The sequence below is a fragment of the Comamonas sp. lk genome (assembly GCF_900564145.1).
In the GTDB taxonomy this organism is placed as follows: Bacteria; Pseudomonadota; Gammaproteobacteria; order Burkholderiales; family Burkholderiaceae_C; genus Comamonas.
Map to the genome: position 1 here is coordinate 3,326,118 of NZ_UOOB01000001.1, position 12,670 is coordinate 3,338,787.

At 55.3% G+C, this 12,670-nt stretch carries 10 protein-coding genes; 4 read left to right on the forward strand and 6 right to left on the reverse strand.

The genetic code is table 11. From position 1 onward, the window contains the following. Positions 1-121 precede the first annotated feature (121 nt). Entirely contained in the window at positions 122-955 is an 834-nt protein-coding gene (locus tag EAO39_RS15140; RefSeq protein ID WP_120968814.1) for a hypothetical protein, read from the forward strand. A gap of 348 nt (positions 956-1,303) precedes the next feature. Here the strand turns inward: EAO39_RS15140 and EAO39_RS15145 are convergent, their stop codons facing one another. After that, positions 1,304-3,490 carry a hypothetical protein gene (locus EAO39_RS15145; protein ID WP_205589395.1) on the reverse strand — a complete coding sequence of 729 codons (2,187 nt, stop codon included), beginning with the start codon at positions 3,488-3,490 and terminating at the stop codon, positions 1,304-1,306. Positions 3,491-4,006: 516 nt separating this feature from the next. On the opposite strand from EAO39_RS15145, the gene EAO39_RS15150 reads away from it, so the two are divergent. From EAO39_RS15150 to EAO39_RS15160, 3 genes are all read left to right on the forward strand, one after another. Beyond that, positions 4,007-4,924, forward strand: coding sequence for an alpha/beta hydrolase (locus EAO39_RS15150; RefSeq protein WP_120971157.1), 918 nt, complete (start codon positions 4,007-4,009; stop codon positions 4,922-4,924). 456 nt (positions 4,925-5,380) lie between these two features. Beyond that, on the forward strand, positions 5,381-5,791 hold the full coding sequence (locus EAO39_RS15155; RefSeq protein WP_162989586.1) for a hypothetical protein: 411 nt from the start codon (positions 5,381-5,383) through the stop codon (positions 5,789-5,791). 299 nt (positions 5,792-6,090) lie between these two features. After that, complete coding sequence (locus EAO39_RS15160; RefSeq protein ID WP_120968820.1) at positions 6,091-7,215, forward strand: HNH endonuclease signature motif containing protein; 1,125 nt, start codon at positions 6,091-6,093, stop codon at positions 7,213-7,215. A gap of 509 nt (positions 7,216-7,724) precedes the next feature. Here EAO39_RS15160 and EAO39_RS15165 read toward each other — a convergent pair. From EAO39_RS15165 to EAO39_RS15185, 5 genes are read right to left on the reverse strand one after another with little or no spacing between them, the layout of a single operon-like run. Next, positions 7,725-8,576, reverse strand: a complete 852-nt coding sequence (locus EAO39_RS15165) for a sugar phosphate isomerase/epimerase (protein WP_120968823.1) — start codon at positions 8,574-8,576, stop codon at positions 7,725-7,727. A gap of 29 nt (positions 8,577-8,605) precedes the next feature. Further along, positions 8,606-9,349 carry an SDR family NAD(P)-dependent oxidoreductase gene (locus tag EAO39_RS15170; RefSeq protein ID WP_120968826.1) on the reverse strand — a complete coding sequence of 248 codons (744 nt, stop codon included), beginning with the start codon at positions 9,347-9,349 and terminating at the stop codon, positions 8,606-8,608. Continuing rightward, positions 9,346-10,854, reverse strand: coding sequence for an NAD-dependent succinate-semialdehyde dehydrogenase (locus EAO39_RS15175; protein WP_120971159.1), 1,509 nt, complete (start codon positions 10,852-10,854; stop codon positions 9,346-9,348). Before EAO39_RS15175 ends, EAO39_RS15170 begins: the two co-directional genes overlap by 4 nt. Positions 10,855-10,873: 19 nt before the next feature. After that, on the reverse strand, positions 10,874-11,866 hold the full coding sequence (locus EAO39_RS15180) for a tripartite tricarboxylate transporter substrate binding protein (RefSeq protein ID WP_162989588.1): 993 nt from the start codon (positions 11,864-11,866) through the stop codon (positions 10,874-10,876). Continuing rightward, complete coding sequence (locus tag EAO39_RS15185; RefSeq protein WP_120968832.1) at positions 11,863-12,669, reverse strand: SDR family oxidoreductase; 807 nt, start codon at positions 12,667-12,669, stop codon at positions 11,863-11,865. The genes EAO39_RS15180 and EAO39_RS15185 overlap by 4 nt, the downstream gene beginning before the upstream one ends. Position 12,670: the final 1 nt, after the last annotated feature.

Below are 12,670 nucleotides of genomic sequence, written 5' to 3' on the forward strand. Positions count from 1 at the left end.
GCAGACGTAAGCCTAGTTTTTTTGTATACATTAGTAACAAATATGAAGGGGATACATGATTGTGTTGTTTCAGCTCCCCGCCCTCACAACAGGGATACCTTGTCACTAGATTGATGCTACTGTGAAAAAAATCACTGAAATCGCCCAGCAATTCCATAAACATTTTGAAGGCAAAGACCTTTATCCAAATTTTTCCAGCTGGCAATGGGTTGTCTCAACGTTGTTTGCTATCGCTTTTGTGTTAGCAGTTGGGGGCTTTCTCTATGCTCTTGCTGCCCAAAATCGCATCTACGTCTTCATAGCAGGCGCTCTAATCCTTACAGCTGAGATTGGATTTTTGCTCGTCAGCCAAAGGATCGAGACTTATAAAAACAAGCGCCAAAACGAGCGCTTCAAGCTATCCGGCCCTGACGTTACAAAGCAATTACTAGAGGCTAAGCGTAGGGAGTTAGAACGACTATTTAGCCAGAAGTCATCAAATTTTTTGCACATCGCCAAAGAGATTACGGACTTGCAAGCCACAAAAATAATTTTCATGCAGCCAGAATTAGGCTTTTGGAACAACATCTTCGACCCCAAGGACAAATCTCGTTTGATGTCGATTGTGCTTGCTGCTGTTGCACTTGTTGCGGCTCTGATTGCCAGCGCAGCTGATGGCAACGAGTTATATGCGCTGATTTACTCAGACCATCTGCTCCCGATTACTTTCATTTGCGTGTGGGCTGCATTGGTAGCACACTTCCTCATATATGCAGTACGTCTCACATACCGAGTACTGAGCAACAAACTAATGGAGTGGCTTCTCAGGCTTGGTTGGAGCAAAGCTGCAAATAAGCTTGCGTTGAACTACATGGTCACTGCACTGGTAGAACTTCATGAACCAGCTAAAGACACACTCAGACGCCGTCTGAGGCCTTTCGATGCAGCAAGGCGACGTCGAACTCTGAAAATCTGATTAGAAAGTCAGAAGCCGTAATCTACAAAAATCTCCCGCCAGTTAAAGCAGCCAGGAGGTTTTGTCTCAGAGAAGCTCTTGCGCAAAATGCCGATAACCAGACATTCGGGTCATGACAGTGAAAGACGGCTCAGGGTCGGTCAGCGACAGTCGCAGATCGGCCAGAAGCAGACCATTGAGCACTTCGTATCCGCCGGCTGCCAAGCCTAAACTGCGTCATTCGTCACCGACATCCGAGCGTCTGCTACATCTATCGCAAGACATACAACAGGGAGCGGCACATATACCCACAACGAAACCGAAGTCGGCCACTTGGGCGCTAGGGCTGGAGATCAATCCACGACGAGCTTAATCATGAGCGCTTGCCTCCGATCTGCGGTGAACCTCGATGTCAACGATGTGGCGAGGCATCCGCCCAAGCCGAGGATCGCCGCTGGCAATGCCGACGATTTCCTCATGCTCGTCGCCAGCCCACAGACCGACAAGGTTGCGCAAGAAGAAATCTGCATAAGAGCAGCTCGCGTACCTAACATGTTTCGCGTCGATGGACGCCCTGCTCGTGTGCAGTTGAGTCAAGTTCCTGACCAACCGGGCTGGTGCAACCCAGAGCCTTGGAAGAGAAGTGGCCGGCGTCATGATTAGGTAGTAGGCGTGTTCGGACTGCTTGAGCATGTCCTCGCACTGCTGCAGGTCAACACCTATTTTCGAACTAAAGTTCTTCCCCGACTCGGTGCTGCGGCGCTTCTTTACCTGTACCAAGGTGGCCCGCTGGATCACCGTTCTACCCTTGTCGACGATGCGGGTCAGGAACAGTACGTCTGCCCCCAGCGGAGCACCTGTAGACGTGCAAGCCCCTTCCTCCCGCTTAGAGGGCTGACGCACGTTAACTGACAGGCTTGGATACTGCCCCCGATTTGTTGCCGAAGGCTGCTGCAGGTGGTGGGTCGCCTCAACCATTGCACTCTGCGTTAGGGTTAGCAGACGTGCAGTATGAGCCTCCTCGTCTTCTCCCCAGGTTGCTGGATACTCATGGCAAAACTCTTTCTCGATCCGGCTAATCGCTCGATGAATGACCTCCTCCACGTGCGAGTCGCCCAGCCAAGTTTGGGCTTCGACGCTGGACCGTGTAGTGACATCCGCTTGACCTTTAGGGCCATCCAAGTCCAGCGCGCCGTGCTTAGATCGGACAAGACCTTTGGCTCTCAACAGCACTTGTCTTGGACCTGTGGCCGCGAGCCTATTCACGAAAGCTAGTTGATCCTCGTCGTCCATTAATCGAAGTAGCACCGGCTCGACTTCAGCGAACGCCGTCTGCTCGAGCCAGAGACAGGCGAAATGAGTTAGGCCCTGGGCCAGCTCCGACTCCCCCTTCAACTGATCGAACAGATCTTGCCGCCAAGCCTCGCGGGCAGCCGGACCCAGTTGATTCCATAGCACCTCACGATCCCACGATCCGGTTGGCAGTTCTCGGAGACTTTCCGCGACGCCCCGCTGGCTAAGCCAGGCGGGCTCGAATCCGTGCCAAGCACCGGCAAGCGCAAGGTCCGAGGGCATGGCGCCTCCCAACAACGAAGCGAACATCGAGAAAGCCGCGGCAACACAATCCTTGAAATCGTCTTTCTTCTCTGTCTTCGCCAAGGTGTGCAAGCGTAGGAGTAGCCGGCGAACATCGCTCGCCATGAGCGTCCGGCAATGCTGGATCAACCGAGGAAAGATCATCAGATGAGCATGATCGACAACCTTCAAGCAGGCATCTCTGGAAGTTTGTACAGTCTCCGAATTTTCAAATAGCGTGAAGACGATATCGCGCACATAACCGGTTGAATTGCGCAGTTGACTGCCTACGTATTCGAGTACATAGGGCCAATGCTTTTGGATCAATTGCTCGAAAGCCCAATTGTTCTCACCACAATGGGCTTTAACGAGTTGAAGACCATAGATGCAATTAGCCTCTGAAGTGCTGGCCACTAGCGCCGCCATGATCTCTTGATCATCTAAAAGTCTAGCCCGCCTAGATGAATCTTGCTCGAAAAGCCAGCTCACCAATATCGCATGAGGCTTGATCTCCGCCATGACACTCTCGCGCAAGGCCTGAGAGGTGTGTTTAAACACGTCCTCGTATAAGTCAACCCGAGCATCCAGGTATGCCTCTCTGTCCAGAATGGAAGATGAATGTGCGACCTCTTCCCCTCCATACCCGAGGATTCTGAGGGTCAGTGATATCGGCCCCTCCAATGCTGCAGTATTGAATTTAAGGACAAAATTTTGTCGCGCTGTTAGCCCGTCAAATAGGCATTGGAACGAATTGCTATGCCCCTCGATCAAATGGGAATAGTCCAGCCGAAGCTCACCATCGCGGATGTTGAAATAGCGTCCAAGAAGTTCAACTAACGGCGGCGGCCAACCGGCGAGCGGGATGCTGGCGACTTCAGATTCTTCATCAAAGCATATTTCGACGCTCAAGGCTCTCTCTCTCTCTTTTCTCTCGACGGGCGCCACCGGCAGCGCAAAGGCCAACGGGCAGGGTGCTTTCACATACGGCTCGTCGTTCCTCGCTTATGTCATTTCCACTCGATTATCGGCTTGCAAATGTGCCAAAAACAGCAGAATTAGATACTTGGCTGCATATTCCGGATGAACTAACCACCTCTGCCGGCTTCGGCTGACTAGACCGCTGGTCGTGACCGACTCAGTTCGGCCAGAAGCAGCCATATGACTGATCAACATCAGTGTCCGCTCCAGCTTGGTTGTGACGGCTGAGCTTTGACAAGCCATTGACCAATGCCAGCAATACTAGAACTCGCGCCGTCATCTCGCCAGATGTCTTCTGTACGTCTCAAACCTGAAACTTGCTGGATTTGAATCGCACAGGCGAACCTAGATGCTCTCGATCCGTTGACAGTGTTGCGTCTCAAACACTACAGGCGAAAGCCCTGCCGTCAACGAGTGACGATGTTGCTGTTGTAGAGAATCTTGATTTCGCCAGCCATACCAACAGCGCAGATAATGCTCGGCTTGTCCAGAACATGCCCTGACCACAGGGCTGACTTAATGCGTTTCTCAGCCCTGCTTGTAGCCTTCGGCCTCACCTTTTTACTGACCTCGGCTACGCTGGCCCAATCGACAACCGCACCACAAGGACCCATGGTACGTGAGCGCATCTCGGTGGTAGTCGAAGGAAGCGGACCAGATGTCATCCTAATTCCGGGTTTAGCATCTTCCCGCGATGTTTGGCGTGGTCTTGCCGAACGCCTCAAGCAAAGCCATCGCTTGCACCTCGTGCAGGTGGCTGGGTTTGCCGGAGCACCCGCAGCGCACAATCCGCAAGGCTTGGTGGTTGAGCCCACGGCCACAGCCGTCGCGGACTACATTGAACGCGAGCATCTTCAGGTACCCGCTGTCATCGGTCACTCCCTGGGCGGTGAGGCCGCACTCATGCTTGGCGCGCGTCATCCTGACCGGGTGTCGCGTCTGATGATCGTAGATGCATTGCCCTTCTACAGCCTGCTGCTTGATCCATCCGCAACCAGCGAGAAAGCTACACCGGGCGCGGCCGCATTCCGCGCCACTTTGCTGGCAGCAACCGACGCTCAGATGAGGGCCATGCAATCTGCCTCCATCGCTCGCCTCACTAAGACCGAAGCAGCCCGTCCTTCACTGCTCGACGCCAGCCTCCGATCAGACCGCCCAACAGTGGCACATGCCACTTACGAGTTGATGATCTCCGACCTGCGCCCGGAACTCAACCGTATCACGGTGCCCGTGCATGTAGTTTATGCCTACGACACCAGTTATGGCATCCCCACAAACCGCGTCGATGCCATGTTTCGATCCGCCTACGCGGCCACGCCTCACGTCAGCTTTCAGCGCATCGATGGCAGCTACCACTTCGTCATGTTGGATCAGCCCAAACAATTTGAGCGCGTCGTTATCGACTTTCTCAGTCCCACAACACCTGTTAAGCGATAAAACCGACAAGGCTTCAGAGTGGTTTCTCAACAGGCGTCCCAAGACCTACTCAGGTTGGCCAGAATCGGGCGCTGTGAGTTGAGACTGATCGATCGAGAGCAGATATGGGTAGCGGCAATCGCTGCGCAGCAGACATTCGCCACCTAGGTAGGAACGACCGCAACGGGTCAGTCAGCGACAGTCGCAGATCGGCCAATTCCAGACATTGCATAAAACTCTACAGCTCCAACCTTCAAACGCTGAATATTTTCACGTGGTGACATCGCGTAGTCACCTCATTGGCAGTGAAATTTCTTCTCTTTGAGTAATTTTTTGATCTCTTTGTGAATCTTGAGTACACTAGGCTTACAGACAACTTAGGGGCAGCTGATGACTAAAAATTGCCTAGGAAGCCTTAGCCAACCATACACAGGCAAGGCGTTCAAAGAATCTATGGTTTCCTGCTTGGATACCTTGGTGAACCAGCCAGATGCATTTCTGGATGTCGATGGAAAGCGCCGAGTTCACTTGAAGTTTGCAAATGGCAGAACTGCCATTGTCGAGCTGCTCCAAGAAGATCAAGAGTTTGAAGATGCGAAGGAGCCTTTGTTGGTTCACGAAGTGAAATACCAACAACTACGAGCGCACTGGACAACGATTTCGGCAGCCGTAGTCTTTGGGATTGGCTTTTCATTTGCATACAAAACCGAGTCCTCCGAGTCTGTACGGCTGGTTCTTTACAAGAGCGAGAACCACCCCAGCGATGATTTCGTCGAGGGCATCGTTGCAGAGATGCAGGCCTCTTTGGAATACAACGCTCTTGGTGAAATGAGCGACAGAATGGAAGCAGGATTTAAGCGTCTTGAAAAACTGATCAACAGAAAATAATGATCGCATCTCTCGGTAAAAAATTGATCATTATCAAGACTGCGTGGGCTAACCGCTCATACGCAAAATATGAATTTTGCTACTGCGACTTTGAAGGAAGCTCCATCGAAGTACGTATCTACTTACACAAGCTTCATCTCGTTAGCGAACATCACTTTTATCTGATTGGAGTGCTAGTCGAAAGCAACGCACCTTGCGTATTTCGCTTAGACAGAATCAGAGGGCGGCTCAAAGAGCTTCGAACCCAAGAAATTTACCGTAAAAAAACCTTTCTTTTAAAAAACTCAAGGAGATAACGTATGGCCCTTTTCATTCAAAAGCCAATTTACTGGAATACAAAAGGCTATAAGGGTCCTTCAGGCTATCCTGTAACTGCGGACTCCTGGCCAATGGATCATGGTTATGGGCACGAAGAATGGAATAACGATCCACGGTTGACTCTAAAAACAAAGCACAGTGACCTACGCTTCTTCCATACTGAGGCCGTACAAATCGGTGAAGAGCAGCAGTATGCAGGACAAACTTTCGTATTCATGATGGTGTCCTACGAAGGCAAGCAACTGTTTGTAGGTATTGCAGGTAATGCAACCTATTTAGGTGCAGATGAATTGAAAAAACAGCGCCTAGAAATTGGTAATCTCCTAGATGTAGATTCGTTCAAGGACGAAACATGGGCTTTGGAGCATGTGCGTGACACGTACTCTGATAACCATAAGCAGTTTTTAAAGAACTGGAAACTCAATCTAAATTGGATCACCAACTGGGTATGCCCTGAATCTCACTATTGGTGGTTTGACGAGCCCATTGAAATCTCGTCTGAAAAAGTTCGGGGCACGCAAAGATGGCTGTCCATGTTTAGTAGGTATACCAAGCTGAGCGAAGTCAACGCCCTGGACATGATGAACCTCATTCCTGAACACAAACGCTCCCAAAAATGGGAAGTGCTGTACGACGCGATGGCAAGCGCAATGGATATCGAAACACCTTCAGAGCTACAAATTGACGGTGAAGATGATGACGCAGATGATTTGCTGAGCAAGATCTCTTTGGTCGATGCACGCATGGGCCAAGGTGGCTACCGAACCGCATTGCTCCGTGCATGGGATGGAATGTGTGCACTTACTGGCATTAAGTGCCCAGAGATGTTGGTCGCATCACACATCAAGCCTTGGTCTGAGTCCAATAAGCGCGAAAAACTCGACGTAGAAAACGGCCTGCTCTTAAGCGCTAACGTGGATTCACTCTTTGACCGTTTTTTGATCAGTTTTGAAGACGATGGAACGTTGCTAACCTCTTCAAAGTTGCCAGCTGGCACCATGAAGCTGGCTGGTCTCGATGGATTTACTAAACTACGTAGTCGGCCCTCTACTGTTACGGCCTCCTATCTTAAGTACCACCGCGAACATTTTAAGCAACGGGCCTAATTTGACTCGTTGTGCGAAACGGATAGTCATCAGCTCGGGTGTTTAAAGATGAACGCAAATGGCTGCTCAGGGTCGGCAGCACCAGTTCGTAGCTTACGAGAGCTGCCGTTCAGGTGTCTGGCGCACTGCGATCCAGCCAGTTTCCGATTTGAGGCGCACAGCGGACGTCTGGCCAGAAAGCAGGTTAACGTCTGGTATCGGCGGCAGCGGTCACAGGCTTGCCAAATCTCAGCGGCTGCAACCAGCCTTTTTCGGTCAGTCTGCAGAGACTTGCCTGCGAATGCCCTGCAAAGGTTCTGAAACGCACGGTAGCCCACAATGAAGCGCTCTCCTCCCGACTGGCGGGTACGCTCACAATTTTTTCTTAAAGCCTCTTTGGTGATCTCAGTTTCGAGCATGGTCTCGGCCGGCAGCTGTTTGAGCCGGCCTTTCTCCGCCTACAGCTTTTTAAGCCGTTTGGTGTCCGAGACGCTCTGAGCTCTCCCGAGTCTTCGACACACAGCGAAAAATCACGGCTGCAAACTTAACGCGATACTGGATTGCTCATCGAGCGGCGGCAACAAAGACAGAAAGTGACGCGTGCGCTTGGCAATCTGCTGCGCACGCACGCCAGCGCTGATGGGCGCAGCAAGCATGCAGGGCACCTCCAACTCCAGAGGGAAAGAGTCCGGGAGCGCACTCACGAAATCGACCAGCGGTAAAACGCCGAATCCAGGGTCCAGCCTGTCCGTTCTGGCTTCTAGTCTCAAGCCTTCGGCATCTGATGGACGCTTGACCCGGGCGTCGCATAGCTGGGCAAGAAACACCCGCTCGGCCGGAATGTTCGCCAGCGCGGCTGCTGTACCGCCGGATCTTTCCAGATGCAGCGCATCCACCACAAGACCCGCATTGGACATGGCGCAAGCCGTGACCAGAGCATATGCCGCTTCCACCGTCGGCACCGAGGTGAAAGCGGCAAACTCAATCGCCACCCGCAAGCCAAACTGTCCAGCTGCATGGCAGAGGTCGCAAAAATCGTCCAGCCGCTTTTGAGAATGAGACTCGTAGATAAGGGCAATAACGGTTTCGGCACCCAGGCTGGCACCGACGTCCAAACTAGGCAGACACCAGCTGCTGGGCACGGGGCCATGCATACGGATGCTGCCCATCTCGGCCAGCCGAACGCCAGTCGCAGCCAACGCTGCCCTGACCTCACGCACCCCTTGCGGCTGGGCGGATAACGCAGACGCGGCATCGCCAGGCGATGGCGCCACGCGCAGACTGACGCTGGCGAAGCCAGCGTCTGCAGCGGCGTAAATGAGTTCTGTAGGGCTGGCGTCCGGCAGGCTCAACCATCCCAGAGAAAGTTCAGGTAGTGACATAGGTTTGCTGTTCGGGTGTGAGCCACCGGCTAAGCCATGAAATAGCCGCCGTTGACATCCAGGGTGACACCGGTCAGGTACGCCGCTTGCTCGGAAACCAGAAAGCCCACGGCGTCTGCCACCTCTGCGGCCGTTCCCAGCCGTGCCAGCGGAATACGGGCGGCAATCTCCTGGTTGACGGTCTCGGGCGCGGCCGCTGCCATGGCGGTGGCGATACGACCAGGCGCCACGCAGTTCACTGTGATGCCATCGCCCCCCACCTCCTCGGCAAGAATGCGCGAAAAGCCGAGAATGCCAGCCTTGGAGGCCCCATAGTGAGCCCCCGTGACGGCAGATCGGCTTCTGCCGGCCTGTGATGACAAATTGACAATCCGCCCCCAGCCCGCAGCCCGCATATGTGGCAGCGCCGCACGGCACATCAGAAAAGTACCAGTGAGGTTGATATCCAGCACTGACTGCCACTCCGGCAGCGCCGTGTCCTCGACCCGTGCCTTGCGACCGCCATGTTTGGGGGAGATACCGGCGTTGTTGACCAGCACATCCAGCCGACCGTATCGCGCCACCACACCCGCAACCAGTTGCTGCACAGATGCCTCATCAGACACGTCGGCATCGACGCCTGCGCACAGATCCCGGTTCACCATGCTGGCCGCCTGCGCCGCGTCGCGCAAGTCAGCCATAACCACCTTCATGCCCACTGAGGCGAGCCGCTGCGCGACCGCGAACCCAATGCCACGTGCGGCGCCGGTGACTACCGCCACCCGCGCGCTCATAAAGTGCCCCTGCCAGCCGGCACGGCAATATCCCCCATACACAGGTACTTGATCTCCAGGTAATCATCCATGCCGTGGTGCGAGCCCTCGCGGCCCAGGCCGGACTGCTTCACCCCGCCAAACGGCACGTGTTCGGTAGCAATGATGCCGGCGTTGATACCCACCATGCCGTAGTCCAGAGCTTCCGCAACCCGGAAGATGCGGCCCACATCGCGACTATAGAAATAGCTGGCCAGACCGAACTCGGTGTCGTTGGCGGCCTGGATCGCCTCTTGTTCGGTCTTGAAGCGAAACACCGGTGCAAAAGGACCAAAGGTTTCTTCTCTGGCGCAGAGCATGTCCTTGGTAGCCTCCGCCACCACCGCGGGCTGAAAGAATTGGCCGTCAAGTTTCTGGCCACCGGCCACCAGCTTGCCCCCTTTGGCCAGCGCATCATCCAGGTGCTTCTGCACTTTGTCCATGGCAGCCACTTCAATCAGCGGCCCCTGCACCACGCCCTCGTCAAAACCGTTACCAACCTTCAGCCCCTGAACCTTAGCGGAAAACTTCTGGACAAAGGCCTCATACACCGCATCCTGCACATAGATGCGGTTGGCACAGACGCAGGTCTGGCCCGCGTTGCGGAACTTGCTGGCAATCGCGCCCTCAACTGCCGAGTCCAGATCCGCATCATCGAAAACGATGAAGGGCGCGTTGCCGCCCAGCTCCAGACTCAGCTTCTTGACGCTGGGAGCACTTTGCGCCATCAAAATACGACCGACTTCGGTGCTGCCCGTGAAGCTGATGTGACGCACCACATCGCTGGCACACAAAGCCTTGCCCACAGCGATGCTGCTGGCGCTATCGGCCGTGAGCACATTGAGCACGCCTGCAGGCATTCCTGCCCGCACAGCCAGTTCGGTGGCTGCCAGCGCAGTCAGTGGCGTCAGCTCGGCCGGTTTGACGATAACCGTACAACCTGCGGCCAGGGCCGGAGCCACTTTGCGCGTGATCATTGCCAGAGGAAAATTCCAGGGCGTGATGGCAGCGCAGACACCGATGGATTGCTTGAGCACCAGGAGACGGCGGTTGTTGTCGAACTGGGGCAGAGTTTCGCCATTGATGCGCTTGGCTTCTTCGGCAAACCACTCGACAAAGCTGGCTGCATAAGCCACCTCGCCTCGGGCTTCGGCCAACGGCTTGCCCTGCTCGGCAGTCATGATGCGGGCCAGGTCATCCTGGTGGGTCATCAGCAATTCAAACCATTTCATCAGCACCGCATGGCGCTGCTTGACGGTCTGGGCACGCCAGGCCGGCAGAGCCTCGTTGGCCGCTGCAATGGCATGCTCGGCATCAGCGACACCCAGAGCCGCCACATCGGTCACTTTCAAGCCCGTCGCCGGGTCCTGTACGTCAAAGCGTTCGCTCCCGCCTATCCACTGGCCGCCAATCAGCGCATCGGTCCTGAGCAGGCGGGGGTCGGCAAGCCGGTCGATGAGGGCAATCGGCGAAATATTCAGGTTTATGGCATTCATCTGTACTTCCTCACTCCGACTTGACATTGGCCGTCACGACAATCTTGCGCCACTGCGGAATTTCGTCACGGATCACGGCACCGAATTGCGCCGGTGTTTTTTGCGGCGGGGGTGGCAGGTTGAGTTCGAAGAAGGTCTGACGCAAGGCCGGGTCGCTGCGAATCCGCAGTGCCTCTTCGTGTACGCGGTTGACGATGGCATCGGGCGTTCCGGGCGGGGCCATGATGCCGTACCAGCCATCAAGCTGCAGATTGAAGCCTTGCTCGGAGAGAAGGGGAACCTCGGGCAGCAGCGGCCCCCGCGCGGAGCCGGTCATAGCCACAGGAACAATCTTGCCGGTCTTGATCATGGCCAACGGCGAGCGTGCATCAATCATGGCCACCATGACTTCGCCGCTCAAGAGCGCGGTGAGTATCTGGCCCATGCTGCGGTAAGGCACATGCTGCATTTTCAGCTTGTGGGCGATGTTCAATGCCTCCATGGTGAGATGCCCTGTGGAGCCGGTACCCCATGAGGCATAGGACAGCCCGGGATGAGCGCGTGCATAGGCAATGAAGTCCTTCAGGTTCTTCACCTGAGCTTCCGGCCGGGCGGCAAGCAACACGCCGCCGTTGCTCAGCATCACCACCGGTTTCAGGTCCTTGAGCGTGTCGTAGGGCAGATCGGTGCGCAACGCCGCATTGAGCGATACGGAAGACGCATTGGTAAACAGCAGCGTATAGCCGTCTGGCGTGGCCTTGGCCATAAAGTCGTTCCCGATGATGCCATTGGCACCCGGTTTGTTTTCGACGGCGATGGGCTGCTTGAGCGCATGCGCCAGTTTCTCGCTCATCAGCCGCGCCATGATGTCGGTACCTGAACCCGCCCCCGCTGGCACGATCATGCGAATCGGCCGGTTGGGCCAGTTGTCACTCTTCTGGGCCCATGCGCTGTTACCCGCCCCAAAGCCCAGGCCTACAGCAGCGACCAGCACTGCCCGGGAAATGCGTTTGATCCAATTCATGATGCTTGTCTCCTGGTTTGCAATTCGGCTTCTGCACGAGCAACTGCTGCGTAAGAACGATTCCATGTGGGACTCATCAGGATCTCGTTGATGCATGCACCGGCCGGCATTTCAGCCACAAATCGCACGGCTGCAGCAACTTGATCCGGCTGCAACATGCGGGCCTGCTCCTCGGCCGTAGGCAGAACGGCACGGGTCTGAAGCATGGGTGTGGCGACCTCGCCCGGAAAGATGGCACAGGCCCGGATGCCGTTGACGCACTCCTCGGTGTTGAGCGACTGCGTAAGCGCGCCCACCGCATGCTTGGCCGCTGTATAGGACGGCCCGGTCAATGCAGAGACAAACTTGCCGGCCCAGGACGCGATATTGATCACCAGCCCTCGGCGCTGGCTCCGCATTCCTGGAAGTACCGCTAGCATGCAGTACATGGTGCCGCTGAGGTTCGCGGACAGCACCTGTTCAAAGCCATCAGCATCAATACTGGCCCAGGCCCGATGGGCCACGTTGGTACCGGCGCAGTTCACCAGAATGTCCACGGTACCGAAGCGCTGCTCGATATCCACCGCTGCTCGGCTTACCGATTCGCGCTCACAGATATCCATGGGGACCGCATGCAGACTCAGGCCCTGCTGCTGGGCGACTTCCACGGCAGCGGACAGCTGGGCTTCGCGTCGGCCCGAGATGATCACCGTAGCACCTGCACGTGCCAGGGCCTCGGCGCTGGCCTGGCCTATGCCGCTGGAGCCACCGTTGATCCAGACCAGGCGGCCTTGCAGTGTGTCTTGAGTTTCAGAATGGGTCATG

Bases quoted from the DNA above. Each gene is read 5' to 3' on its own strand.
- EAO39_RS15185 (WP_120968832.1), bottom strand. From the start codon at position 12,669: ATGACCCATTCTGAAACTCAAGACACACTGCAAGGCCGCCTGGTCTGG.
- EAO39_RS15165 (WP_120968823.1), bottom strand. From the start codon at position 8,576: ATGTCACTACCTGAACTTTCTCTGGGATGGTTGAGCCTGCCGGACGCC.
- EAO39_RS15170 (WP_120968826.1), bottom strand. From the start codon at position 9,349: ATGAGCGCGCGGGTGGCGGTAGTCACCGGCGCCGCACGTGGCATTGGG.
- EAO39_RS15150 (WP_120971157.1), top strand. From the start codon at position 4,007: ATGCGTTTCTCAGCCCTGCTTGTAGCCTTCGGCCTCACCTTTTTACTG.
- EAO39_RS15180 (WP_162989588.1), bottom strand. From the start codon at position 11,866: ATGAATTGGATCAAACGCATTTCCCGGGCAGTGCTGGTCGCTGCTGTA.
- EAO39_RS15160 (WP_120968820.1), top strand. From the start codon at position 6,091: ATGGCCCTTTTCATTCAAAAGCCAATTTACTGGAATACAAAAGGCTAT.